At 67.2% G+C, this 25675-nt stretch carries 23 protein-coding genes and 3 tRNA genes; 8 read left to right on the forward strand and 18 right to left on the reverse strand.

The window, feature by feature from the left end:
* Positions 1-18: 18 nt before the first annotated feature.
* The gene (locus BACI71_RS04040; RefSeq protein ID WP_236552806.1) at positions 19-2979 is read right to left on the reverse strand and encodes a TonB-dependent receptor plug domain-containing protein; all 2961 of its coding nucleotides are present in this window, start codon (positions 2977-2979) and stop codon (positions 19-21) included.
* A gap of 600 nt (positions 2980-3579) precedes the next feature.
* The gene (locus BACI71_RS04045; protein ID WP_159760838.1) at positions 3580-4065 is read right to left on the reverse strand and encodes an Lrp/AsnC family transcriptional regulator; all 486 of its coding nucleotides are present in this window, start codon (positions 4063-4065) and stop codon (positions 3580-3582) included.
* 157 nt (positions 4066-4222) lie between these two features.
* On the opposite strand from BACI71_RS04045, the gene BACI71_RS04050 reads away from it, so the two are divergent.
* The gene (locus BACI71_RS04050) at positions 4223-6592 is read left to right on the forward strand and encodes a zinc-dependent metalloprotease (RefSeq protein ID WP_201297289.1); all 2370 of its coding nucleotides are present in this window, start codon (positions 4223-4225) and stop codon (positions 6590-6592) included.
* An 87-nt stretch (positions 6593-6679) separates the two neighbouring features.
* Here BACI71_RS04050 and BACI71_RS04055 read toward each other — a convergent pair whose 3' ends face one another.
* The 3 genes from BACI71_RS04055 to BACI71_RS04065 are packed head-to-tail and all read right to left on the reverse strand — an operon-like array spanning position 6680 to position 12517.
* A complete protein-coding gene (locus BACI71_RS04055; protein WP_159760840.1) occupies positions 6680-8110 on the reverse strand; it encodes an efflux transporter outer membrane subunit in 1431 nt (476 codons plus the stop codon).
* Between the two features lie 20 nt (positions 8111-8130).
* Positions 8131-9321, reverse strand: coding sequence for an efflux RND transporter periplasmic adaptor subunit (locus BACI71_RS04060; RefSeq protein WP_159755364.1), 1191 nt, complete (start codon positions 9319-9321; stop codon positions 8131-8133).
* Entirely contained in the window at positions 9314-12517 is a 3204-nt protein-coding gene (locus BACI71_RS04065; RefSeq protein WP_159755367.1) for an efflux RND transporter permease subunit, read from the reverse strand. Before BACI71_RS04065 ends, BACI71_RS04060 begins: the two co-directional genes overlap by 8 nt.
* A gap of 183 nt (positions 12518-12700) precedes the next feature.
* On the opposite strand from BACI71_RS04065, the gene BACI71_RS04070 reads away from it, so the two are divergent.
* The gene (locus BACI71_RS04070; protein ID WP_159755370.1) at positions 12701-13585 is read left to right on the forward strand and encodes a LysR substrate-binding domain-containing protein; all 885 of its coding nucleotides are present in this window, start codon (positions 12701-12703) and stop codon (positions 13583-13585) included.
* 372 nt (positions 13586-13957) lie between these two features.
* Here the strand turns inward: BACI71_RS04070 and BACI71_RS04075 are convergent.
* Both BACI71_RS04075 and BACI71_RS04080 read right to left on the reverse strand, forming a co-directional pair.
* Positions 13958-14032, reverse strand: a tRNA-Gln gene (locus BACI71_RS04075).
* Between the two features lie 36 nt (positions 14033-14068).
* Entirely contained in the window at positions 14069-15148 is a 1080-nt protein-coding gene (locus tag BACI71_RS04080; RefSeq protein WP_236552807.1) for a branched-chain amino acid aminotransferase, read from the reverse strand.
* An 86-nt stretch (positions 15149-15234) separates the two neighbouring features.
* Between BACI71_RS04080 and BACI71_RS04085 the strand changes: the two genes are divergently transcribed.
* Complete coding sequence (locus BACI71_RS04085; protein ID WP_236552808.1) at positions 15235-15723, forward strand: MarR family transcriptional regulator; 489 nt, start codon at positions 15235-15237, stop codon at positions 15721-15723.
* 147 nt (positions 15724-15870) lie between these two features.
* On the opposite strand, the gene BACI71_RS04090 is transcribed toward BACI71_RS04085, so the two are convergent.
* From BACI71_RS04090 to BACI71_RS04110, 5 genes are all read right to left on the reverse strand, one after another.
* Entirely contained in the window at positions 15871-16656 is a 786-nt protein-coding gene (locus tag BACI71_RS04090) for a pyrroline-5-carboxylate reductase family protein (RefSeq protein ID WP_159755376.1), read from the reverse strand.
* Between the two features lie 7 nt (positions 16657-16663).
* Positions 16664-17173, reverse strand: a complete 510-nt coding sequence (locus BACI71_RS04095) for a YbjN domain-containing protein (protein ID WP_159755379.1) — start codon at positions 17171-17173, stop codon at positions 16664-16666.
* Between the two features lie 61 nt (positions 17174-17234).
* Positions 17235-17495 carry an accessory factor UbiK family protein gene (locus BACI71_RS04100; RefSeq protein ID WP_159755382.1) on the reverse strand — a complete coding sequence of 87 codons (261 nt, stop codon included), beginning with the start codon at positions 17493-17495 and terminating at the stop codon, positions 17235-17237.
* 27 nt (positions 17496-17522) lie between these two features.
* Positions 17523-18077: a TspO/MBR family protein gene (locus tag BACI71_RS04105; RefSeq protein ID WP_159755385.1), complete on the reverse strand. Its 555-nt coding sequence runs from the start codon at positions 18075-18077 to the stop codon at positions 17523-17525.
* Positions 18078-18141: 64 nt separating this feature from the next.
* Complete coding sequence (locus tag BACI71_RS04110) at positions 18142-18885, reverse strand: TlyA family RNA methyltransferase (protein ID WP_159755388.1); 744 nt, start codon at positions 18883-18885, stop codon at positions 18142-18144.
* A gap of 203 nt (positions 18886-19088) precedes the next feature.
* Here BACI71_RS04110 and BACI71_RS04115 point away from each other — a divergent pair, with 203 nt between their 5' ends.
* Positions 19089-19751, forward strand: a complete 663-nt coding sequence (locus BACI71_RS04115; RefSeq protein ID WP_159755391.1) for an RBBP9/YdeN family alpha/beta hydrolase — start codon at positions 19089-19091, stop codon at positions 19749-19751.
* 123 nt (positions 19752-19874) lie between these two features.
* On the opposite strand, the gene BACI71_RS04120 is transcribed toward BACI71_RS04115, so the two are convergent.
* The 3 genes from BACI71_RS04120 to gap are packed head-to-tail and all read right to left on the reverse strand — an operon-like array spanning position 19875 to position 22538.
* The gene (locus tag BACI71_RS04120; protein ID WP_159755394.1) at positions 19875-21065 is read right to left on the reverse strand and encodes a phosphoglycerate kinase; all 1191 of its coding nucleotides are present in this window, start codon (positions 21063-21065) and stop codon (positions 19875-19877) included.
* Entirely contained in the window at positions 21062-21520 is a 459-nt protein-coding gene (locus BACI71_RS04125) for an MOSC domain-containing protein (protein ID WP_159755397.1), read from the reverse strand. Before BACI71_RS04125 ends, BACI71_RS04120 begins: the two co-directional genes overlap by 4 nt.
* A 16-nt stretch (positions 21521-21536) precedes the next feature.
* Positions 21537-22538 carry a type I glyceraldehyde-3-phosphate dehydrogenase gene (gene gap / locus BACI71_RS04130; protein ID WP_159755400.1) on the reverse strand — a complete coding sequence of 334 codons (1002 nt, stop codon included), beginning with the start codon at positions 22536-22538 and terminating at the stop codon, positions 21537-21539.
* A gap of 141 nt (positions 22539-22679) precedes the next feature.
* On the opposite strand from gap, the gene BACI71_RS04135 reads away from it, so the two are divergent.
* The 4 genes from BACI71_RS04135 (at position 22680) to BACI71_RS04150 (ending at position 24119) form a co-directional block, all read left to right on the forward strand.
* Positions 22680-22868, forward strand: a complete 189-nt coding sequence (locus tag BACI71_RS04135) for a hypothetical protein (RefSeq protein WP_159755403.1) — start codon at positions 22680-22682, stop codon at positions 22866-22868.
* Positions 22868-23173 (forward strand): cell division protein ZapA, encoded by a 306-nt coding sequence (locus BACI71_RS04140; protein ID WP_028966384.1) that lies wholly within the window; start codon positions 22868-22870, stop codon positions 23171-23173. Before BACI71_RS04135 ends, BACI71_RS04140 begins: the two co-directional genes overlap by 1 nt.
* A gap of 200 nt (positions 23174-23373) precedes the next feature.
* Positions 23374-23916 (forward strand): 5-formyltetrahydrofolate cyclo-ligase, encoded by a 543-nt coding sequence (locus tag BACI71_RS04145; protein ID WP_159755406.1) that lies wholly within the window; start codon positions 23374-23376, stop codon positions 23914-23916.
* Positions 23913-24119: a DUF2842 domain-containing protein gene (locus BACI71_RS04150; RefSeq protein WP_159755409.1), complete on the forward strand. Its 207-nt coding sequence runs from the start codon at positions 23913-23915 to the stop codon at positions 24117-24119. Before BACI71_RS04145 ends, BACI71_RS04150 begins: the two co-directional genes overlap by 4 nt.
* A 19-nt stretch (positions 24120-24138) precedes the next feature.
* Here the strand turns inward: BACI71_RS04150 and BACI71_RS04155 are convergent.
* From BACI71_RS04155 to BACI71_RS04165, 3 genes are all read right to left on the reverse strand, one after another.
* Positions 24139-24215 (reverse strand) — tRNA-Asp (locus BACI71_RS04155).
* Between the two features lie 99 nt (positions 24216-24314).
* Positions 24315-24391 (reverse strand) — tRNA-Asp (locus tag BACI71_RS04160).
* 46 nt (positions 24392-24437) lie between these two features.
* A complete protein-coding gene (locus BACI71_RS04165; protein ID WP_159760844.1) occupies positions 24438-25628 on the reverse strand; it encodes an AI-2E family transporter in 1191 nt (396 codons plus the stop codon).
* Positions 25629-25675: the final 47 nt, after the last annotated feature.

The raw sequence follows: 25675 nt of genomic DNA on the forward strand, positions 1-25675 counted from the left end.
TCCCCTTGGTTTCGGCGATCAGAAGTTCGTGGTGAAGGCGACGCGGAAGCTGCGGCCGAGCACGTCGTAAAGGCTGCGCGACGTCTGCGGATAAGCAGGCGTGTTGTTGCCGTCGGGGCCGTTGCCGACGAGCAACGGATCCTTGTCGAGCAGGTTGGTGACGATGAAGGTCAACGATCCCTCGCGCCCGCCCGCGCGCAGCTTCACGCCCAGCGATGCGTCGAGGTAGAAGGCGCCCCCGATGTCATTGTCGTTGATCGTGCGGTAGCGCGTCGTCGAGACCGGGCAGCCGCTGGTGCACTCGACATAATCGTTGCCATACACGCCGGCGCCGAACCCGCGCCCGACCAGGTTGAGCGTGAAGGCGTCAAGCTCGTAGAAGGCGCTGACACGATAGCGCCAGCTCGGCGACGAATAGGTGCCCGACAGGCTGCCGCCGTTGACCCCGGCATAGTCGACCGGGAAGATGCCGTTGTCGATGACGTTCTCGATATAGTGCGTCGCCGCACCGTTGATCGTCAGCCGGCCCGGCAGCGACGATGCGATCTCGGCCAGGTCACGGCGATAGCTTACCGCGATGTCGAAGCCCTTTTCGACCTGGCTCGCGAAGTTGAATGGCTGGATGACGATCGAGCTGAGCGCACCGCCGGTGTAGACGATGTTGTCGCAATATTGCGTCGTCCCGGAATAGCAGAAATCAACAGTGTTCTGCGCGGTGATCGTGCCGATCGCATCGCTGATACGAATGTCGTAATAGTCGAACGAGGCGGTGAAGCCGGGCAGGAAGCGCGGTGTCGCGACCGCACCGACTGTCCAGCTCTTCGCCTTCTCGGGATCGAGCGCGCGGTTGCCGATCGTGTTCTCGAGGAATTGCTGCGATCCCGCGACGGGCGCATTGGTGGGCAGGATCACGGTGTTGGTGCGCGCGGTGCCGGCGGCGAACAGCTCCTGCAGATTGGGCGCGCGGATGTCGCGGCTGTAGGTGCCGCGGAACTTCAGATCCGGGATTGGCTCGAACGTCGCACCCGCCTTCCAGGTGAACACCGAACCCGACGTGGAATAATCGGTGTAGCGCCCGGCGGCGTTGACGGTCAGCCCGCGCCACAGCGGCAGGTCGATCTCGACGAAGCCTTCCTTCACATTATAGTCGCCGCGGTTGACCAGATAATTGCCGTACAGCCAGCCAGAGCTGAACTGCGGGTCGACCTTCCCGTCGATCTGCTCCTTGCGCCACTCCCCGCCGAACGCGATCGCCGCCGCGCCGCCGGGCAGGTCGAACAATGTACCGCTCATGCTGGCGGAGGCGACATCCTGCTGGATCGACTGGTCGCGCTGCGGCTGCGCGGTCCCGTAGATGTAACCCAGCGCCGCCGCGGACGGACCGTCGGTGCCGAGCCGGTCGATCGGCACGCAGCCGTTGCCGGGACTGGTCAGGGTCGAGCGGCACACGATCTGGCCGCCCGACAGCACCGCGTCCTGCGCCAGTGCCATCCGCGCATTATTCCAGGTGTTGGTCAGTTCCTCGTGCGATTTGGTCAGGCCGTGCTGATAATAGACGTCCCACGACCAGCTGCGATCGAAGACGCTCAGCTTGCCCTTCGCGCCGCCGACGTACCGATACACGTCGCGGCGGTTGTCGCTCCCCGGCACCGGGAAGCCGGCGTTCGACGTGCCGATCGTCAGCGTCGACACCCCTGCCGCCGCCATGCGTGCGGCGACCTCGGGATATTGCGTCAGCAGATAGGCATTGTCGCCGCGGATCGTGACGCCGGTGCTCGGCGTCTGCTGATAGAAGCTCTGTCCCTCGTAGCGGTTGAACGACACCTGCCCGTAGATCTGCACGTCGGACGTCACGTCGAACCCGACCCGCGAGAACAGGCTGATGCGCTTCTCGTTCGGCAACAGCGAATTGGTGCCGACATGCCCGGCCAGCGTGGTGCGCCAGTCGCCACCGACCATCCATGGCGAGGACGTGGCGTTGGTGGTGCCGTAGTTGAGCTGTCCGGTGGTGCCCGGCGCCAGAAAATAGGTGCCGCGTAACGGGCCGGCGGTGACGAGCCCGCCCGCCGTATAGGTCGCCGGGCCGAAGCCCTCGCCGACCAGCCGTTGCGGCAGACCGTTGTCGGGGGTGTATGCCGGATTGTTGATCTGGAAATACCCGCGGTCGTTCCAGTCGCGCGCAATCGTCGCGACGCCATCCTGATGAAAATATTCGGCGCTGGCGAGCAAATGGAGTCGATCGCCGGCCAGTGACTTGCCGATCGTCGCGGCGAACCGGTAATTGTGGCCGTCCCCGCGTTCCGTGATGCCGGTATCGGCGGCGAATTTGATCCCGCGATATTTCTCGTCGAGGATGAAGTTGACGACCCCGCCGACCGCGTCCGATCCGTATTGCGCCGAAGCGCCGCCGGTCACGACCTCGACGCGCTCGATCAAGTCCTGCGGGAACGTGTTCACGTCGACCACGCCGTTGACCGCCGAGGCCACCGAACGCTGCCCGTTGAGCAGCACCAACGTTCGTCCCGCGCCGAGCCCGCGCAGATTGACCGAGTTGATCCCGGCCAGCCCGTTCGACAGCGAGCCCGAGCTGTTCGCCGCGGTGCTGCCCTGCGCGATCGACGGCAATTGGTTGACGAAGTCGGAGACGTTGGCCGGACGCTGCGCGGCAAGTTCGGCAGCGCCGAGCACGGTGACCGGCGTGGGCGCACTATAGCCGTCGCGGACGATGCGGCTGCCGGTGATGACGATATCGTCGGACGGGGCCGCGTCGGCACCGGTATCCTGGGCCGCTGCTGCCGTCAGCGCGGCGTCTGGCGCCCCCGCCGCGCCGACCGCTTCGGAAGGCTGCGGCGCGAACGACACGGGCGTTTGTGCCGCGGCAACACCGCCGCAGAGCGATCCCGCTGTACCGAGCAGCAGCATGGTGACGCGGCGGGCCGCGTTGCGCCGCCGCTGTGCCGTGGCTGATGTTGCCTGCATGTCCGAACACCCCCGAGAAGAATCAACCAGCCCTGCTGGCATCGCTCTCCCCGGCCCTGTGTGTCGTGTCCGGCGCGCCTGCGAGGGCACAACACGGATCGCGCGACGTGCCCCGCTTTGATCGGGTGCAACCGTGTCGAAGTAGTGACCTGCGCAACAATCCTGCGCCTGACCCCGCCTCGATGGTTATAAGCTTGCACGTTACGGCATGGGTGATCCTCGGAAAGATCACACGAATTTCACCCTGGCGTGACGTTTTCCAGCGCACTTGGCAGAGATCGAAGGTAAATCCTGCAGAAGGACCGGATTGATAAGTATTGTGCGGCGCAATCGTATGCGTCTGGCAAAGACAGGCTTTTCAGATCGCGCGCACACCCGCCGAACGCCATGCGCCGCCCGTCATCGCGATGGTCACGGCCCGATCGACCTTCACCGATCCCCCGCCCTCGTCCGTTATTCCGGGCTCGATCCGGAATCCGCTTCTTTCCACGACCGCAGAGGAAGCGGGACTCCGGAACAAGTCCGCGGCGACGGAAGCAGCAGGCGGTCGATCATGAATTGCGCCGATCAGCCATAAGAACGCCGGGCGGCGACTTCAATTTAACGCTCGAACACCACCGGCGGAACGCCACGGCGCGCGACCTGACGCATGATGAAGCTGCTACGGATCTTGGCGACGTACGGCAGGCGCGACAATTCGCTGCGGTACACCCGGTCATAGTCGTTGAATGAACGCACGTGCACCATCATCACGAAGTCGGTGTCGCCCGAGACGAAGCTGCAAAAGCTCATCGACGGACATTGCATGACCGCCTCTTCAAACTCGATCAGCGCCTGCTCCGCCTGCGAGTTCAGCTCGATCGAGACCAGCACCATGATGCCATAGCCGAGCCGGTCGAGATCAAGGCTGGCGGTATAGCCCGCGATCAACCCGCGCTCCTCCAGGATCTTGCGCCGCCGCGCGGTCGCGGTGCTCGAAAGGTTGACGCGTTCGCCCAGCGCGACGTCGGACATTCGTCCGTCCACGGCCAGCTCGCCGAGCAGACGACAGTCGGTCTGATCGATGTCAGTTGTCGTGAGATCCATCGTCAACCTCGTTCCTTGCGATCGAAAACATCAACTCGACTGTCGATCGTGATCGAAAGAAACGGAATGCGCAACGCCATCTGTGTTAGCGTCTACCGAACTCGTAGAACAAAGGGGCCGCATGACCACTATCGTCCGTCTTCGCCGAACGCTTCGCATGTCGCTCCTCCTGACGGCCGGCACCGTCGCGGTCACCGCGACCGCGCAGCAACGCGCCACCGTCGCGCCGACGCTGCTGCCGCTGGCGGTCGACCGGGAATCGGGCAAGGTGCTCGTCACGCTGCCCCGCCCTGATGACGACGGCGTCTCGGGGCGCTTCCTCTACGCCACCGCGCTCAAGAGCGGTCTCGGCTCGGCGCCAATCCGGATCGATCATGGCATGGTCGGCGATACGCAGCTGCTGGCATTCCGGCGGCTCGGCAAGAAGGTCGCGGTCGTGTTCGAGAACCCACGCTATCGCTCGTCGGGCGATGCGCACGAGCGGCGGGGCGTGAGCGCCGATTTTCCGTTCAGCACCGTGGCGATGCTCGACGTCGCCACAACCGCGCCGGACGGCACGGTGACGGTCGATCTCGCCCCGTTCCTGCTCCGCGACACGATGCGGCTCGCCGACAAGCTCAATGCCGAGGCAAAGGGTTTCAAGCTGATCGAAGCGCTGAGCGCGGTCGATCCCGGTTCGGTAAAGGCCTTCCCCGACAATATCGAGATGGAGGCGGTGCAGACCTATGCCTCGGAGACGCCCGGCAAGGAGGTCGACACGATCGCCCCCGACGGACGGCAGGTGAGCTTCACCGTCCACCACTCGCTGATCCGCCTGCCCGCGCCCGGCTTCGTCCCGCGCCGCTTCGACATCCGCTCCGGCACGTTCGCCACCCCGGTCTACGAGTTCAACACGCCGCTCGGCGCACCCGTGTTGCAGCAATTTGCCAACCACTTCCGGATCGAGAAGCTCGACCCCGGCGCGGCGCGGTCGCGCGTCCGCAAGCCGATCGTCTTCTACATCGACAACAAGGCGCCGGAGCCGATCCGCACCGCGTTGGTCGAAGGCGTGGCGTGGTGGAACCAGGCGTTCGACGCGGCCGGCTATATCGACGCCTTCGTGGCGCGCGTGCTGCCTGCTGATGCCGACCCACAGGATGTCCGCTACAATGTCGTCAACTGGAACGAGCGCCAGACGCGCAGCTGGTCCTATGGCGGCGGTGTCACCGATCCGCGCACGGGCGAGATTATCAAGGGCAATGTCGTGCTGGAGGGGCTCCGTCTGCGTCAGGACATTGTTATTTTCGAGTCACTGGTAGGCACCGCAGAGGAAAACAAGGGCACCGCCAACGACCCCGTCCGGGTCGCGCTCGCCCGCATCCGCCAGCTCGGTGCGCACGAGGTCGGCCACGCGCTTGGTTTTTCGCACAATTTCGCGGCGAGCACGCAAGGGCGCGCCTCGGTGATGGACTATCCCTTCGCCAAGATCGCGCTGAACGGCGATACGCTCGATCTTTCCGATGCTTATGCGACCGGGATCGGCACATGGGACAAGTTCTCGGTCGACTGGCTGTACGGGCAGCCGGCAGCGGGAACCGACCCGGACGTCGCTGCCGCCGCCAAGGCCGACGCGGCGCAACGTGCGGGAATGCGATACCTGACCGATATCGACGGGCGCGACGCGAGCCTTGCCGTGCCCGGCGACAGCATGTGGACCGAAGGCGATGATAAACCAGCGGATCTCGCGCACGTCATGGCGGTGCGTCGCGTCGCGCTGGCGCGCTTTGGTCCCGGCGTGCTCCACGCCGGTGCGCCGCTTGCCGATCTGCGCCGCAGCTTCGTACCGCTGTGGCTGTTCCACCGCTACGCCGTCGCCGCGATCGGCAAGACCTTGGGCGGCGTGCATTACAGCTACGCCACCACCGGCGACAGCGCGCCGGCACCGACGCGCGCCAGCGCAGCGGAGCAAGCCGGTGCGCTCGACGCACTTTTCGCCACCTTGTCGCCCGCCGCGCTGACGGTGCCGCCCGCGCTTGCCCTGACATTATCCTCCGGGATCAACGGCAACGCCGATCCGCAATATGATACCGAGGTGCTCGACACCGCCGGCGGTGCGGTCTTCGATCCGTTGGTGGCGACCGACGTGGCGGCGCAGGTGACGCTGGACACGCTGCTCGCCCCGACGCGCCTCACGCGGCTCCATCTCCAGCACGCCGCAGACGCGACGCTGCCCGGGGTGGAGACCTTGCTCGACCGCCTTGTTGGCGAGATGGTGATGCGCCACGACGAGGCGGTGTCGCAGCGGATCGCGCTGCGAACGGTGCTCGCGATCGCCGCGGCAGCCCGCGCACCCGCGACCGGACCGGATGTCGCATTGCGGCTCGATGCGACCCTGCAGTCGATCCGCGAGCGGCTCGCGCGGGGCAAGCGCGACGCATGGGCGCAAGGTGTGGCAAGGCTGCTCGGCGACCCCGCCTCGCTTGATCGCGCGTTGACGCCGGCTACCCGCACCGCACCGACGATCCCGCCGGGGATGCCGATCGGGTAAGGGGTCGCGCGGCCGACGATGATGCTTGCGGACGGGTCGGAACGGTCCGCAGACAGCCACCGGAGCGCCGTTTGGCCTCGGTCGCGGTCAGGACGTGCCGCCGGCCGACCCGCCCAGCGCGCGGAACAGATCGGTCGCGGTCTGGAGCTGCTGGCTGCGCACCGTCAGCAGCGCGCGTTCGGCGTCAAGCGCCGCCGTCTGTGCGGTCACCACCTCGAGATAGTCCGCCGCCCCGTCGCGGTAGCGGATCAGCGCCAGCTCCCGCGTATGCTCCGCCGCCTCGGCGGCGACGCGCTGGTCACGATCCTGCGCAGCCAGCAACCGTTGGCTGACGAGCGCATCCTCCACTTCGCGGAACGCGGTCAGCACGGTCTGGCGATAGCTGGCCGCGGCCTCGTCATACTCGCCGCGCGCGCGCCGCACGCCGGCGCGACGTCGGCCACCGTCGAAGATCGCCAGCGCGGTCGAAAGCGGACCGAGCGCCCAGAAGCCATTGGAAGCGCTCAGCAGCGAACCGCGCACCGCCTCGAATCCACCCGCCGCGCCAAGTGTGACGCTGGGAAACAAGGCGGAGCGGGCCACGCCGATCCTTGCATTCGCCGCCGCCACGCGGCGCTCGGCCGCGGCGATGTCGGGCCGGCGTTCGAGCAGCGTCGACGGCAGACCGGCCGGGATCACGGGCGGCGCGAGCTGACGATCCTCGACCGCAATGGTGAAGCCGGCGGGTGCCTCGCCAAGCAGCACCGCTATGGCGTGTTCGTCACGCTGCCGTGCCACACCGACGGCGGACAATTCGGCCCGCGCGCTGGAAAGCAGGGTTTGCGCCCGACTGACGTCGATCCCCGAGGCGATGCCGCCGCTGTGACGCGTGTCGGTGAGCGTGTAGGCGCGTGCGTTCGCCTCCACCGTCTCGCGCAGCAGCACGATGCGCGCATCGAGCCCGCGCATGTCGAAGTAGATGCTGGCGAGTTGCGCCTGCAAGCCAAGGGTCACCGCGGCGACATCGGCCTCGCTCGCGGCAGCGTCCGCGCGGCTGGCCCGCACCGAGTTGCGCACGCGGCCGAACAGGTCGAGCTCGTAGGCGAGCGACGCCCCGACCGTACCGACGGTATACGGGGCGGCACTGCCGGGCGCGAGCGGACGTCCCGCGGAGACGCGGTCGCGGCTGACGTCGGCGGATACGCCGATCTCGGGGAGCAGATCGGCACGGGCCTGCCGCGCGACTGCGCGTGCCTGGTCATAACGCGCCACCGCGGCAGCGAGGTCCTGGTTACGAGTGGCGACCCGCGTCATCAGCCCGGACAGAACCGGGTCGGCAAACATCTCCCACCACCGCCCCGGCGGCGCGACATTCGTTCCGGCCGCCTGCCAGCCATCCGCTTCCTTGTAGGAAGCGGGCGCCGGGGTGGCAGGACGGACATACGCTGGCGCAGTCGAGCAGGCAGCCGTGACAAGACACGCAGCGAGGACAGCAAGACGCGCCCGTCCACGATGCGGCTGCCTCGTCCTGTCGACGATCGCCGATCCGGCGTGCCCGCTCACCGTGGCGTCGCCTTCTGCACCAGCACCGCGTCTCCGTCGGAAAGCGAGTCCGGTGGGTTGTCGATCACGCGATCCCGCGGGGTCACCCCGGCGCTGACGTCGACCGTGGCGCCATGATCCTGACCGATACGGATTGTGCGCAGATGTGCCTTGCCGTCGGTGCCGAGCACGGCGACCTGCGTGCCGCTCTCACCGACGATCAGCGCACTGGCGGGCAGCGCCACCGCCCCGCTCGCCCCGGCCACCGGGAAGCTGGCCTGCGCATACGCACCCGGCTTCAGGGCGTGGTCCGGATTGGGCGCCTCGACCTGCACCAGCACGGTGCCCGATGACGGCTCCACGGCGCCTGCGGTACGCGTCAGCTTGGCATCGAAGGTACGGCCGGCAAATTCGGGAAGGGTCAGTGTGACGTGCATGCCCGGGTGGATTTGCGCCGAATAACTCTGCGGCACCCGGACGTAGGCGCGCATGCGGCGGACGTCGGAAACGGTGAACAGCGGCGTCGACGCCGCGGTGCCCGCGGTGACCAGCGCGCCGATATCGGTCGAGCGGCTGGTGACGATGCCCGCGAACGGCGCGATCAGCCGGGTAAAGCCCTGCGTGTAGGTCAGCCGGGAGACGTTGGCGCGCGCGGCGTTGGCCACCGCGGTCTTGGCGGCGAGGTCGCCGACCTTCTCGTCGGTCTCCTGCTTCGAGACCGCATCCTTGGCGAGCATGTTGCGCCACCGCGCCGCGGTGGAAGCGGCGAGTTGCTGGTTCGCGCGCGCCGTCTCCAGATCGGCGCGCGCCGCGGCAAGCTGCTGATCGACCTCGGGCGCGTCGAGCACCGCCAGCGTCTGACCGGCGCGGACCGGATCGCCGATGTCGACGTACCACTTGCGTACATAACCGCTCGTGCGCGCGAAGATCGGCGCGCTGTTGATCGCCTCGAGGTTGGCGGGCAGCGTCAGCGCCGCCGCGGCCGCGCCGGGTTTGGCATGGATGACCGCCACCGTCGGGACCGACTGCGCAGCGGTCCAGTTGGCGAGCCTCCCTTCGGTCCGCGAGCGGGACGCAATGCCCGCGCCGACCACCCCGATAGCGACCACCGCAGCAGCGATCCCGGCAATCCGCAGCGAACGGGACGGCGCGGGCGGCGGCCCCGCCGCCGGCACGGGAGAAGCGGGCTCGAACGACGCCTCAGACATGGGCTTGCTCCGGATGACTGGCGTTGCGCCCCGCCGCAGTGGCGCCGCGGCGACGGTGGACGAGGCTGAAGATGATGGGAACGAACATGAGCGTGGCAAAGGTGGCGACCAGCAAACCGCCGATGACCGCGCGGCCGAGCGGCGCATTCTGCTCGCCGCCCTCGCCCAGCCCCAGCGCCATCGGCAACATGCCGATGATCATTGCCAGCGCCGTCATCAGCACCGGGCGAAAGCGCGTCATCCCGGCCTCCAGCGCCGCAGCCGTTGCGTCGCCTAGGTCGGCCAGCCGCTCGCGCGCGAAGCTCACCACCAGGATCGCGTTCGCGGTGGCGACGCCCATGCACATGATCGCGCCGGTGAGCGCCGGCACCGACAGTGTCGTGCCGGTGACGAACAGCATCCAGATGATCCCCGCCAGCGCACCGGGCAGCGCGGTAATGATCACGAACGGATCGAGCCAGCTCTGGAAGTTCACCACGATCAGGAGGTAGATCAACACGATCGCGCCGAGCAGCCCGTAGCCCAGACCGGAAAAGGCGCTGTTCATCGTCGCATATTGCCCCCGCATCGTGACGGTCACGCCCTTGGGTGCCTCGGCCTTGAGGTCGTCGAGCACCCGCTGGATGTCGCCCGATACCGCGCCCAGATCACGCCCGGCCGGCGTCGCGAAGATGTCGACGACCGGGGCGATATTGTAGTGCGACACGACCGCCGGCGCGGTGCTGCGGACGATCGTGCCCAGTCCGCCCAATACCTGCGAGCGACCGCTGCTGCCGGTCACCGGAATGCTCGACAGATCGCTCATCGAGCCGACGCGATATTCCGGGGCCTGCGCCACCACCGGATAGGACACGCCGTTGTCGGGGTTGAGGAAGAACACGGGCGCGGTCTGTCCGGTGCCCGCCAGCGAGCTTGCCAGGCTGGTCGTAACGTCGCGCTCGGTCAGCCCATACTGGCCGATGCGACTGCGATCGACGGCCACGTTGAGCTGCGGATAGCGCGCCGATTGCTGGATGCGGGCGTCGGCCAGACCCGGGACGTGCGCGATGCGGCGCATGATCTTCTGCGCATAAGCGGCATTGGCCGCGGCGTCCTTGCCGGTGACCTGGATATCGATCGGCGCGGGCGCCCCGAAGTTCAGGATCTGGCTGGTGATATCCGCCGGCAGGAACGAGAACGTCGCACCGGGGAAATCGCGCGGCAATTGCTCGCGCAGACGGCGGACATAATCCTCGGTCGGCCGGTGATCGTGCGACAGCTGGATCAGCACGTCACCGTCCTGCGGCCCCACCGTTCCCGAGTTGTTGTAGGTCGTGTTGATCGAGCTGACCGGCAGCCCGATGTTGTCGACCACCGACACCAGCTGGTCCGCCGGGATGATCTGCCGAATGCGGCGCTGGATCCGGTCGAATTCGGCCGAGGTCTGCTCGATCCGGCTGCCCACCGGCGCGCGAACGTGCATCGCAATCTGACCGGCGTCGACCGATGGAAAGAAATTCTGCCCGAGAAACGGCACCAGCCCGAACGACAGCAGCACCACGGCGAGGAATCCGACCACGAATACCTTCGGGGCAGCGAGTACGCGTTCCAGAACCCCGCCGTAACCGGTCCGGAACCGCTCGAACCGCCCCTCGAACCCGCGCTGGAAGCGCACCAGCGGGTTGCGCGACGTCACCGAACCGGCGCTATGCTGGTCGTGCTCGTCTCCCGAACCATGCGGGCGCAGCAGGTACATCGCCATTGTCGGCACCAAGGTGCGCGACAGGATGAACGAAGCGATCATCGCGAACACCACTGCAAGCGCAAGCGGCACGAACAGGAACCCCGCGACCCCCGGCAGGAAGAACATCGGCACGAACACGATACAGATGCACAGCAGCGAGACGAACGCCGGCGTCACGATCTGCGCCGCACCGTCCAGGATCGCGCGGTGGACCGGCTTGCCCTGCTCGAGATGCCAGTTGATGTTCTCGATCGTCACCGTCGCGTCGTCGACCAGAATGCCGACCGCCAGGCTCAGACCGCCCAAGGTCATGGTGTTGAGCGTATTGCCCGTCACCGCCAGCCCGATGATCGCCGACAGAATCGCCAGCGGGATCGAGATGGCGATGATCACCGTCGAACGCCATGAACCGAGGAACAGCAGGATCATCAGGCTGGTCAGCGCCGCCGCGATCGCGCCTTCCTTGATGACGCCCTCGACAGCGGCCTTCACGAACAGCGACTGATCGCCGATCGGCACAATCTTGAGCGTCGAGGGCAGCGTCTCCTGGATCTTGGGCAGCGCGTCCTTGATGCCCTGCACGATCGCTAGGGTCGAGGTCGCGCCGTTCTTCAGAACGGTCATGATAACCGAGCGTGAGCCATCGACATGGACGACGTTCGTCTGTGGCGCCGCGCCGTCGCGGACATGCGCGACGTCGCGCATGTAGATGGTCGCGCCGTTCACGACCTTCACCGGAAGGCTGTTCAGCTCTTCTATGGATCCCGGAGCGTTGTTGAGCCGTACGCTATACTGAAAGCCGCCGATCTTGGCGAAGCCGGCCGGATTGATCTGGTTCTGGGCCGCGATGGCGTTGCCGACATCCTGCGCCGACAACCCTTTCGACTGCAGGGCATCGGGGTCGAGGTCGATCTGGATCTGGCGCTGGCGTCCGCCCGAGGGATAGGGGATCGCCGCCCCCGGCACGGTCACCAGCCCGGGCCGCACCTGGTTGCTGGCCAGATCGAACATCTGCCCCTCGGACAGGCCCTTGGCTGAGAGCGCGAGCTGGACGATCGGCACCGTCGAGGCACTGTAGTTGAGCACCAGCGGCGGGGTGATCCCCGGCGGCAGCTGCTTGAGCACGGTCTGCGACACCGACGTGACCTGCGCGGTCGCCGTGCGGATGTCGGCGCCGGGCTGGAAATAGATCTTCACCACCCCGATCCCGGGCAGCGACTGACTCTCGATATGGTCGATGTCGTTGACGGTGGTGGTCAGCACCCGCTCGAACGGGGTGATAATCCGCCCCGACATCTCGTCGGGCGACAGGCCGGAATATTGCCAGGCGGTCGCGATCACCGGCACCTTGATGTCGGGGAAGATGTCGACGGGCGTGCGGAGTGCCGCAAGCACCCCGACGACCGCGATCAGGATCGCCATCACGATGAACGTCAACGGTCTCGCCAGCGCTATGCGTACGATGCCGATCATGGCGAGAACTTTCCCTGATGGCGCCGGCCCCGTGCACGGCGTCGCGCGTCAACCTGGCGCGCAGCGACGGTCATCTGGAGAAGACGGCGGCGCGATGATATGCCGCAGTGCGGCGAATGCGCGCCGGTTGCGGGTTTGTCTAATATTGTTTCTGCGCCGATCAATACCTAGAAGCTATCGATCATGGAACTGCGACATCTGCGCTATTTCGTCCAGGTGGCGGAGGACTTGCATTTCGCGCGCGCCGCGGCGCGGCTCGGCATCTCGCAGCCACCGCTCAGCCTGCAGATTCGTCAGCTGGAGGAATGGATTGGCGTACGCCTGCTCGATCGTACCAGCAGGCGCGTCACCCTCACCCCGGCCGGCACCGTTTTTCTACAGGGAGCGAAACGGGCGCTGGCGGAGGCCGAACGGGCGGTGTCGATCGCGCGCGACGTCGCCCGAGGAGAACAGGGTGAGTTGCGTGTGGGCTTCAACGCCTCGGCCCCCTTCGTCCCGCAGGTCGCCGCAGCGATCAACACTTTCAGGGCGCGCTACCCCGAGGTCCGACTCGCGCTTTCGGAAGTTGCGGGCACGGCGCAGGTCGAGGCGATCCTCGTCGGCGGCATGGACGTCGGCTTCCTGCGCAGCGCCGCCCCGCCGGTCTTGCCGCCCGGACTTGTCGCGACGTGCATTCTACGGGAGCGGTTGATGCTCGCGACCAATCCCGACCATCCACTCGCCGGGCGTCGCGATCTGCGTCTCGCGGAGGCCGCCGCCTTCCCGCTCGTCGTCTATGGCAGCCATCGCTGCGGTGGCTTCACCGAGGAGCTGTTCGCCCTGATCCGCGCCGCCGGTGCCGAGCCCGATGTGGTGCAGACAGTGCAGGAAGTGTCCACCCTGCTCGGACTGGTCGCCGCCGGGATCGGCATCACGGTCGTGGCGCAGTCGCTCGGTGCGCTCAGGTCCACGGGCCTGGTCTACACCCAATTGGCAGACCCGGAGGCCGTCAGCGCGATCTGGATGGTCCACGCGACCGCCGCTGCGCCGACCGCAGCCAACTTCGCGGAGATCGTGCAAGCCACGTGAGACGCCCCGAAAATGTCCAGATCTTGCCCGGATGCAAGAGCGGTAAAAACCAACGTCCTCGAAGCCGTGGCTGTCGCTTCGTGGATCAAAGGCCGGGCGCCTTTCGACGCGCTGGTTTTTCGGAGCGAGTTAGGACGTGACACGCGGGCATGCCCGGCCGGTTCAGCCTTCCCACTCTGCTTCAGAAAGCATGCGGCAAATTCAGCGCGCAAAAAGGCTGCTCGCCACAGCTGTCAACGAATGTGCCAACGACTTGACGCAGTCGGTAATTACCGCGGTAAGAGGACACGACACACACCCCGCCGGGCTGCTGCGCAACCTTTCATCACGCCGGATTACGGACGTTGCTTGAACAATCCGGTGCAACGGATCTGGCTGGGGCGGCAGGATTCGAACCTGCGAATGGCGGCATCAAAAGCCGCTGCCTTACCGCTTGGCGACGCCCCAACGAGCCGCGCGCCTTAGCGGGGCGCGCGGGAAAGCTCAACCGATACGATGCAGCCAACCGTGCGAATCTTCAGCGCGGCCGCGCTGGATCGCGCTCAGGCGCTCGAGGAAGTGCGCGGTGAGCTGGCCGGTACCGCCGCTGCCGATCGTGAATTCATAATCCGGCCCCGCGACGCGGCCGATCGGGGTCACCACCGCGGCGGTGCCGCAGGCGAAGCTCTCGACCAGCCGGCCGCTGGCGGCATCCGCGCGCCAGTCCTCGATCGCATAGGGCTCTTCCTGCACCGTAAGACCCTGATCGCGCGCGATCTGCAGGATTGAATCGCGCGTGATCCCGGGCAGGATCGTGCCCGTCAGCGGCGGGGTGCGCAGCGACCCGTCCTCGAAGACGAAGAAGATGTTCATGCCGCCCAATTCCTCAATCCAGCGCCGCTCGGCGGCGTCGAGGAACACGACCTGATCATAACCGCGGCGGATCGCCTCCTGCTGCGCGATCAGGCTGGTGGCGTAGTTGCCGCCGCATTTCGCCGCACCGGTGCCGCCAGGGGCCGCGCGGGTATAGTCATGGCTTACCCACAGCGACACCGCGCGCGCGCCGCCCTTCCAGTAAGCGCCGACCGACGAGGCGAGCACCATGTAGAGATATTCGGCGGACGGCTTCACGCCGAGAAACGCCTCGGACGCGATCATGAAGGGGCGCAGGTACAGCGAACCACCCTCGACGCTGGGCATCCACTCGCGTTCGGTGAGCACCAGCCGCTCGACCGACTCGAGGAACAGCTTCTCGGGCAGATCGGGCATCGCCATCCGCCGCGCCGAGGCGTTGAAGCGACGCGCATTCGCGTCCGGGCGGAACAGCGCCAATCCGCCATCCTCGAGCCGATAGGCCTTCAGCCCCTCGAAAATTTCCTGCGCATAATGGAGCACCGACGAGGCCGGATCCATCGTCAGCGGCATTCGCTGCGAAATCCGGCCGTCGTGCCAGCCGCGCCCCTCCGAATAATGGAGCACCGCCATGTGATCGGTAAACACGCGCCCAAAGCCGGGATCGACCAGCCGCGCGGCACGCTCATTGGCGGAAACGGGCGACGGATGCGGTTCGAACGCGAAGTTCACAGGACCTCCAGAGATCGCAGGCGCGCGACCGTTGGTCGACGCACCGGGGTTGCAGCGGCCTAGGGCCGATGGCAAAGCGGGTCAACATGGCTGCCTCAACGCATTCCGCCTCGCCGCTTTTCCTGCGCGAAACCGAGATTCGTCGCGGCCTGGAGCTGCTGTATTTCGGCAATGCGCACATCACGCGCTCGATCGATCGCGGCCTCGCCCGGCAGGGCCTGGGCCGCGCGCACCACCGCGCGCTCTATTTCATCGCGCGCAAGCCCGACATGCCGGTCAGCGACCTGCTGGCGTTGCTCGCGATCACCAAACAGTCGCTCGGACGCGTCCTCAACGAGTTGATGGAGCGTGACCTGGTCGAGACGCGCGCGGGCGATCGTGACCGGCGGCAGCGGCTGTTGCGGCTCACCCCGGCCGGCCTTGAGCTGGAAGGCAGCCTGTACGAGGCGCTGCGGGAAAAATTATCGGCGGCCTATTCGCGCGCCGGGCAAGGCGCGGTGACGGGGTTCTGGGCGGTATTGGAGGGCTTGATCCCTGACGACGAGATCGCGCGGGTCGAGGGGCTGCGCGGGTAGGTTTCCCTTGGTGGATGTGGCGCCATCCATATCGCCAATCACCCGGCGCTCTTCGTCACTTCGGACGTGATCCGGGCTCCCGCTTTCACTTCGGGCGCGAGGAAAAGTTTGGTTCCGGGTCAAGTCCGGGACTACGGTTGACCCAGCTTAGCCCTTCGCCATTTCCGCACCGCGCTTCGCGGCGGCGGCGAGCGTGCGTTCAAGCAGCGGGACGAGCCCCTCAGCCTCGTCGAGGACGTTGAGGCCCGCACGGGTCATCCCGCCGGGGCTTGCGACCGCATCGGCCAGCGCCCCGGGGCTGCGGTCGCTCGCCGCCACCATCGCCGCCGCGCCCTCGACAGTCGCCAGCGCCACCGCAGCCGCCTGCGCGGGGTCGAGCCCGATCGCGACGCCGCCCGCGGCCAACGCATCGACGAAGCGGAACAGGAACGCCGGGCCGCAGCCCGACAGCGCACCCGCGGCCGCGAAGCGCGCGGCGTCGTCGAACCACTCGACCAGCCCGAGCGGCGCCATCAACCGGTCGACGGTCGCACGTGCCGCGGCCGGCGCGTCGGGGGCATGGATCGCGACCACCCCGCGGCCCAGCTCGACGGGCAGATTGGGCATTGTCTGGATCGCGACAGGTCCCGGGAACGCCGCCGAGAGTCGCGCAGGATCGGGGCCGGCGAGCATCGAGACGAGCAACGGCGCGCCGCCCACCCGCTCGCGATGCACCGCGGCAACCTCATCCAGCTGATGCGGCTTGATCCCCAGCACGACCACGCCGGGGGGCGGGCCATCCGGCAAGGCCCGCGCCTGGCGCACGTCGCCGGGCAGCGCGCGATCATGCCGATTGACGACATCGACGTCCGCCGCTGCGACGACGCCGCTATCCAGCCAGCGCCGCAACATCGCCGAGGCCATGTTGCCGCACCCGATCATCCACAATCGCATCGTCGACTCAGGCCTCGCCCTGCGTCTCGACCATCGCCGCGGCGATCGCCTCCGCCGGCGACTTCCCGCCCCACAGCACGAACTGGAACACCGGGTAAAATCGCTCACACTCGTCGATTGCCGAGTCGATCAGCAGCTCGGCGGTGGCGAGCGCCATCGTCGCCTCGCCCTCGCGCGTCTCGATCGCAGTGGCGCAGCGATAGAGCAGGATGCCGCTCGACGACCACATTTCGAAATGGCCGAGCCACAATTGCTCGTTGATCAGCCCCAGCGTCTCGTAGATCTTGCCGCGCCGCCCTTCCGCGACCTTCACGTCCGGGAAGGCGAGCAGTTGCACGACGCCATCCTCCTCGCGCCACAGCGCACGAAGTTCATACTCGGTCCAGCTTCCCTTGACCGTCGCGGTGATCTCATCCTCGTTCCGCTCGCACGGCCAGCCATGCGCGAGGAAATAGGATTCGAGCATGTCGAGCGGCGCTTCGGGCTCCGAGAATTGGTCGACTTCGTCAAGCATCATGATCTTATCGCACGACCGCGGTCATGCGTCATCCCCGGCAGAGCAGGCGGCAGGCGCCGCGTCAGGCGGAAGGGCGCGCGGCAAGCGCCGCTTCCAGTTTCTCGATGCGCGCACGCAGCGCGTCATTCTCGTCGCGTGCGGCCACCGCCATCGCCTTCACCGTCTCGAATTCGTCGCGCGCGATGAAGTCGAGCCCGCCGATCCATTCGCGCGCCCGTGCGCGCGCGTTCGCCTCGGCCTCGCGGCCCATGCCGGCGATCGTGCCCGCGGCACCGTTGAACAGCTTGGCGACGTCACCAAAGAGCGGGTTTTCGGATTGCATGGCGATTCGTCCTGCGAGAGCAAAGGGTCAGCGGATCACTTGGGACGCCGCGGGCGCTTGCACAACCCGTTCCGCATCCGGATTGAGCTGGCCGATCTGCCAATTGAGCGCACCCGCGACGCACAGCCACGCCATATAGGGCACCATCAACCACGCAGCGGCGCGGCGGATTTGCGCAAAAACGATGGTGGTGAGGATCGACAAGCCGAGGATCGCCACGATCAGCAGGAACGCCGCCGCGACCCGGTGCGCCCCGAAGAAGAGCGGCGTCCATGCGAGATTGCCGGCCAGTTGGGCGATGAACAAGGCAATGCCGAGCCCACGCAGCCGCGCACCGCGCGCGCTGAGTACCAGCGCGAGCGCGAGCCCCAGCATCACGTAGAGCAGCGACCAGACGACCGGGAAAGCCCAGCCGGGCGGCGTCAGCTCGGGCTTGGCGAGCACCGCATACCAGCCGTTCTGGTCCCCCGACGGTACGGTACGGCCGGACAGAAAGCCGAGCAGCAACACCGCCGGCACCGCCACCACGGCATACCGCAGGAACGACGTCCGCAATTGCGGCTTCGATGCCAATTCGCCCATGCTCACTCCTCCGTCACGCGATCCCGCACCGACATGCCGCATAGCGCATCATAGCGCGTCCGGTTCACCCGCGGTGCGCAGCCAGCAGGAACTCGACATTCCCCTCCGGTCCGGTGATCGGGCTTTCGGTCACGCCCTCGAGCTGCCAGCCCCGCGCAACGAACCAGTCGGACACCTCGGTGCAGACCCGCGCGTGCACTGCCGGGTCGCGGATCACCCCGCCCTTTCCGACCTCGGCACGGCCTGCCTCAAACTGCGGCTTGACCAAGACCAGCGCGCGCCCGCCGTCGCGGACGAAGCCGAGCGGCACCTCCAGCACCTTGGCGAGCCCGATGAAGCTGGCATCGCAGACGACCAGATCGATCGGCTCGGGGATATGTGTGCCGGTGAGGATGCGGGCGCTGGTCTGTTCATGGACGATCACGCGATCATCCTGCCTTAGCTTCCACGCGAGCTGGTTGGTGCCGCTGTCGACCGCATAGACGCGGGCCGCGCCGCGCGTGAGCAGCACGTCGGTGAAGCCGCCGGTCGACGAGCCGACGTCGATCGCCACCGCGTTGGTGACGTCCCAGCCGACATGGTCGAGCCCGTGTGCCAACTTGATTCCGCCACGCGACACCCACGGATGATCGCGCCCGCGCACATCGAGGAGGGTATCGGTGGCGACCGGCTGTCCCGGTTTCTCGATCTTGCGCTCACCCGCGAATACGAGGCCGGCCATCACCAGCGCCTGCGCGCGGGTGCGCGACTCGGCGAGGCCACGGTCGACCAGCAACTGGTCGACGCGCTGTTTGGTTGCTGCTGCCATAGCCGCCGCTATCGCGCGCACCGCGCCTTGCCGCAAGCGGCGCAAACGTCTGGGCGCGCCAGCCGCTCACTCCGTACGATTTGCTGCGCTGCACGATTGCCCATCGGGTTAATGGGGATTATCTCTGATATTGAGGCCGCGGTCGCCCGACCCCTGGACTGAGCCGCGGCCTCGCCCCGATTGCAGGCAACAGGAGGTACGTCATGGGACATGCCAACTACGATCTGTCGGTTCAGCCGACCGTGCTGACCGTTCCCGGACTCGGCGGATCGGGCCCGGCACATTGGCAGACGTTGTGGGAACGCAGCCGCCCGGACACCGCCCGGATCGAGCTGGGAATGTGGGATCGCCCGCATCGCAACAGCTGGGTCACGAAGATCGACCAGGCGGTGGCGTCGGCGCGCGCGCCGGTGATCCTCGTCGGTCACAGTCTGGGGTGCATCGCGATCGCATGGTGGGCGTCGATGAGCCCGCAGCCGTATGGCTGGCCGGTCGCGGGTGCGTTGCTGGTCGCGCCGGCCGATGTCGACCGTGCCGGGGTGGCGAGCGAGCTGGCGCCGTTCGCGCCGGCACCGAAGATTGCCCTGCCCTTCCCCTCGATCCTCGTCGCCTCGAGCGATGATCCCTGGGTGTCGATTGAGCGCGCGCACAGCATGGCGGTCGACTGGGGCAGCCATTTCATCGATTACGGCGCCCACGGGCACCTCAACGCGGCGAGCGGGCTGGGCCAGTGGCCGGAAGGGCTCGAACTGCTCGACCGTGTGCTGGCGGCGGCGGGTGGCCCGTATGGCGAGGTGCGCTCACCGGGGGACGCGCGGGCAATTCTGTCGCGGCCAGCGAACGACGGCCGGTGGCTGCACGCCTGACAGCGTCCATGGACTGATCCATGCCAGCCTCGCTGCCCCCGGCTTGACCGGAGATCCGCTTTTTCCCTGCAAGATCAGGTAGAAGCGGGCCATGGATCAAGTCCGGGGCATCGTGACAGCCGCTTAGCGCGTAAGCGCGGCGACCCCCGGTAGCTCGCGGCCTTCCATCCACTCAAGGAAGGCGCCGCCCGCGGTCGAGACGAACGTGAACGAGTCGCCGACTCCGGCCTGATTGAGCGCCGCCACCGTGTCGCCACCGCCGGCTACTGAAACCAGCCCGCCTTCCTTGGTCAGCGCCGCTGCGGTCCGCGCCAGCGCAACCGTCGCGGCATCGAACGGCGGGGTCTCGAACGCGCCGAGCGGGCCGTTCCAGACGAGCGTCCGGCAGTTCTTGAGCACGTCGCCCAGCGACTCGGTCGCCGCCGGCCCGACGTCGAGGATCATCTCGTCTGCGGCAACTTCGTGAACATTCACCGTGCGCGTTGCCGGATTGGGCTTGAACTCCCTCGCGACGACAACGTCGTACGGCAGGTGGATCGTGCAGCCGGCCGCCTCGGCGGCGTCGAAGATTTCGTCGGCGGTGCCGGTCAGTTCATGCTCGCACAGGCTCTTGCCAACATCCACACCGCGCGCGGCGAGGAAGGTGTTGGCCATGCCACCGCCGATGATGAGGTGATCGACGCGCGTGACGAGATGCTTGAGCACCGCCAGCTTGGTCGAAACCTTCGCGCCACCGACCACAGCGGCAACGGGGTGCTCAGGTTTGCCGAGCGCCTTTTCGAGCGCATCCAGCTCCGCTTCCATCGCGCGACCGGCGAAGGCCGGCAGCTTGTGCGCCAGCCCCTCGGTCGAGGCGTGCGCGCGGTGCGCCGCGGAAAAAGCGTCGTTGACGTACAGGTCGCCGAGCTCCGCGAATCGCTCGACCACGGCGGGGTCGTTCTTCTCTTCGCCACCGAAGAAGCGCGTGTTCTCGAGCACGCCGATGTCGCCGGGCTGGAGCGTGGCGATCGCGTCGGCCGCGCCCTCCCAGTCGATATAGCGAACCGGCCGCCCGAGCACCGCCTCATATGGCTTGACGATCTGCGCCAGCGACAGCTCCGGCGAGGGCACGCCCTTCGGCCGCCCGAAGTGCGCCAGTACCAGCACGATCGCGCCCTTGTCGGCCAGCTCGGCGACCGTGGCCACCGTCGCGCGCAGCCGCGTGTCGTCGCTGACCTGCCCGTCGTGGAGCGGAACGTTCAGATCCTCGCGCACCAGCACGCGCTTGCCGGTAACGTCGCCGATATCATCGAGCGTGCGGAACGACTTGGTCATGCTTCCTCCATCCTGATCTCGTCGCCGACCGCGATCCGGCCGCCGCTTATCACCATCGCGCACGCGCCGCCGCGCCAGTCGGGCGTCATCGCCGCGCGCAGTCCTTCGGCGAGCGCTTCCATCCGCTCGCACGGGTCACATTCGCGCGTAATTTCAAGCACGACATCCGCGCCGATCCGCACGCGTACCCCCGCGGTTTGCGGCAGATCGAGCCGGTCGACCAGCAGGTTGGCACGACGCTGTTCCCAGCCGATCGTATGCCCGACCGCGCTCATCGCGGCGGCCCAGTCGCCACGCTCGATCAGCGTCACCTGCCGCTTGTACGGCTTGCCACGCATCGCGCCGCGAAAGTCACCATGAATGCCGCCATCCACGGTGACCTCGACATGGTCGACCAGCTCCATTGGCGCACGCGACCGGGCGTGTCGCGCGATCCCGAGCAACACCCCCGTCATCCGCGCGCCTCCGCGATCAGCCGAGCTTCGCCATCGCCGAGGCAGTGTCGACCATGCGGTTCGAGAAGCCCCATTCATTGTCGTACCAGCTGACGACGCGCACCAGCTTGCCGTCGAGCACCGCGGTCTCGAGGCTGTCGACGGTCGACGAGTACGGCGTGTGCACGATGTCGATCGAGACCAGCGGCTCATCGGAGAAGTGCAGCACGCCCTTCATCGGCCCGTCCGCCGCCGCCTTGAGCAACGCATTCACCTCGTCCTTGGTCGTTTCACGCCCCGGCATGAAGGTCAGGTCGATCAGGCTGCCGTCCGGCACCGGCACGCGCACCGCCGACCCGTCCAGCTTGCCCTTCAATTCGGGCAGCACCTCGCCCACTGCGCGCGCCGCGCCGGTGGTGGTCGGGATCATGCTCATCGCCGCCGCCCGCGCACGACGCAGGTCCGGGTGGATCTGGTCGAGGATCTTCTGGTCGTTGGTATAGGCGTGGATCGTGGTCATCAGACCGCGCTCGATGCCCAGCGCATCGTTCAGCACCTTGGCTACCGGCGCAAGACAGTTGGTGGTGCACGACGCATTCGAGACGATCGTGTGCCCCGCCTCAAGCTTGTCATCGTTCACGCCGTACACGACGGTGATGTCGACGCCCTTGGCTGGGGCGGAGATCAGCACCTTCTTCGCACCGGCATCGATATGCTTCTGCGCACTGGCGCGGTCGGTGAAGAAACCCGTGCACTCCAGCACGATGTCGACGCCGAGTTCCTTGTGCGGCAGGTTGGCGGGATCGCGCTCGGCGGTGACGCGGATGCGCTTGCCGTCGATCACCATGTCCTGCCCGTCGGCCTCGACGGTGCCGGCGTACTTGCCGTGGACGCTGTCGCGGCTGAACAGCCACGCATTGGACTTGGTGTCGGCCAGATCGTTGATCGCCACCAGCTCCAGCTCGCTGCCGCGCTCCAGCAACGCGCGCGCCACCAGCCGGCCGATGCGCCCGAAGCCGTTGATCGCAACCTTCGTCATCGTCAGTCCTCCGCCAATTCCGTCCAGATGCGGCGGCTTTTGCGCAGGTGGACGCGCACCCGTCAACCGCCCCGCTGCAGCGACCGTCCGCCGCGCAAGCTACTTGTCGCGCTGCGCGCGCGATCCTATCGCTTTGCCGCTATGGACAATCCCGCGATCGCCCGGCTGGACGCCGCCATCACCCGCGTCGAAAACGCGATCGCCGCCCGCCGCGCCGCCGATGCGTTGCTGGAGCGGCGGCACGCCACGCTGAAGGCGACGATGGCGCAGGCCGTGGCGGCGCTCGACACGATCATTGCGAATACCCCCGAGCCGGAGGCACAGGGCTGATGGCAATCGTCACGCTACGCATCGGCGACACCAATTACGATCTCGCCTGCCGCGATGGCGGCGAGGCCCGGCTGCAGGAAGCCGCCGCGTTGATCGACGAACGCTGGGAAATGGCGCGTCGCGCCGCCGGGGCGGGCGGCACCAACCGCCAGATGCTGCTCGCGGCGCTGATGGTTGCCGATGCGCTGATCGACGCGCGTAACGCGCCCCCGCCCGAGACACCGGAAGGCGTGGCGCTCGATCAATTGTCCGAACGGCTCGAATCGATCGCTGCGGCTCTTGAGCAAACGCTGCCGAGCGCCTAGATTGGAGCTGGCGGGTTCTGCCCGGTACGAGCCACGAGACATCCCTGAGGCTATTCATCTTCCATGGGGGTTGTCCCTGCCCGGGCCCTGGCCCGACGCACATGATCCCCACCTGACGTACCGAGCGTCAGTGGATAATCCGGCAAACGACCATGGCGGTCCCGCCACCCGCCTTCCCTTTCCCGGCCGATTGTAAGCTGATGAGCGACAAGACGACCCTGCGCACCGTCGCGCGTGCGGCCCGTGCCGCCTTCGTCGCCGCGCCGCATCCCCCGATCCGGGTCGATGCGCGGTTCGTGGCGCTGCTCGCGCCGGGACTGATCGTCGCCAGCTATATTCCGATCGGCGGCGAAGCCGATCCGGCGCCGCTGGAGCAGGCCGCGCTGGCCGCCGGATGCACGCTCGCGCTGCCGCATGTCGTCGACCGCGCGACGCCGCTGTCGTTCCTGCGATGGACGCCGGGCAGCCCCTTGCGGAGCGGACCCTTCGGTTTGCGCCAGCCCGAGCACGGTGATGCGCCGGTCGCGCCCGACGTGGTGCTGACCCCGCTCGTCGCGTTCGATCGCGCGCTCAATCGGCTCGGTCAGGGCGCGGGCCATTATGACCGCGCGTTCAGCGCCTTTCCGCAGGCACTACGGATCGGCGTGGCATGGAGCGTTCAGTTGATCGAGGGACTGACCGCCGACCCCTGGGATGTGCCACTGCACGCCGTCGCGACCGAATTGGAATGGATCACCGCATGACACCTTCATGGCGCAAGCCCGCCGGGATGCTCATCATCCTGCTGCTGATCCTGGTGTGGTGTGTCGGCATCGCCTCGCTGTCCGCGACGATCGGCCGCTGGCACGGCGCGGTGCAGCTGCTGTTCTATGTCGTCACAGGGATCATCTGGATCGCGCCGCTGAAGCCGCTGCTCCGCTGGATGGAGACAGGTCGCTGGCGCTGAGTTCGAAACCACTGACAAGTGGCGCGAGTGACGGGGCTCGAACCCGCGACCTCCGGCGTGACAGGCCGGCGCTCTAACCAACTGAGCTACACCCGCATTCCATACGTGAACCATGGACCGGCGCGACGTCGCGCCCGCTAGATCGCATGTTTCGCGTCATCTCCGCGACGACCACAAACCGACCCTGATAGAGGGTGGCGCGAGTGACGGGGCTCGAACCCGCGACCTCCGGCGTGACAGGCCGGCGCTCTAACCAACTGAGCTACACCCGCTTGTAGAAGCGTGAGGCGCGCCAACTAGGCGGCACGCCCCACCCTGTCAACGACTATCGGCGACTTTTTCGACGACCGCGACCTGCTCCTCCTGACCGCGCATCAGCGTGCCGTCCTCGAAGAGGAAACCGGCGATGTCGGGGCGGCCGGCTGCGGACAGGATCGTCTGGACGATGATGAGGATCGGCACCGCCAGCAACGCGCCGACCGTGCCCCATACCCAGCCCCAGAAGCTGATCGAAATGAGGATCATGACCGGATTGATCGTCAGCCGATGCCCGACGATCAACGGCGTCACGACATTCGCCTCGATCAGATGCGCGCCATACATGATCGCCGGCGCCGAGAGCGCGGTCCAGACGTCGGAAAAGGTCATCAACCCGCCGATCGCGAGCAGGAGCGCCGCGACCACCGGCCCGAAATAAGGCACGTAGTTGAGCAGCGTGACGATGCCGCCCCACATCAGCGGGAACGGCATACCGAGCAGGTGGAGCGCGCCCGCGACGACGGCGCCCAGTGCGATGTTGATGATCGTGATCGTGCCGAGATACGAGGACACGGCGTCGACCATCTCCTGCAACACCCGGGCCGTCGTCATCGCGCCGCCGAAGCTGGCGCGGCCGGTGATCATCTTCTCGCGCATACGCGTCCAGCCCGACAGGAAGAAGAAGGCGACGAGGATCGCATAGAAGGTCTGCACGATCACCGCCGGTGCCGAGGTGGCCGCCAGTTCGACGATCGAACTCGGCGGGGACACCGCGGCGGTCGGCGACGGCTTGACCGGCGTCGTGGCGATCTGGCGCAGCGTGCGGTTGGCGTAGCGCTCAAGGCTGGAATAGAGATCGAGAATCGGCGCAAGGTTGGCCTGGATACGGTGGATGCGGCTGGGCAACAGCCGGAAGAACTCGGTTGCGGGAACGACGATCGCCGCCAGCGCGACGTTGGCGACCACGAGGAACAGGATCACGCAGAACAGCGCCGCGATCGGCGACGGCAGCCGCCGCCGCTCCAACCATTCAAGCAGCGGGATCAGCGCGAGCGAAACGACCAGCGCGATCGCGGTCGGCATGAAGAACTCCGCCCCCGCCTGCAACGCAAATGGCAGCCCGAGCACCAGCCCGATCCCGGCGGTGAGCGTCAACCCGGCAAGCAGCCGGTCACGCCGCATCGGCGGGTCGATCCCTGGCGCGGTCGGTGCCGGGATGAACGGTTCGGCGGGCGCAGGCTGGTCGGGCATACCCGTCACCTACGGCCATTTACCACGCGCGGCCAAGCGTCTTCACG

Source organism: Sphingomonas sp. 8AM, from assembly GCF_902506455.1.
In the GTDB taxonomy this organism is placed as follows: Bacteria; Pseudomonadota; Alphaproteobacteria; order Sphingomonadales; family Sphingomonadaceae; genus Sphingomonas.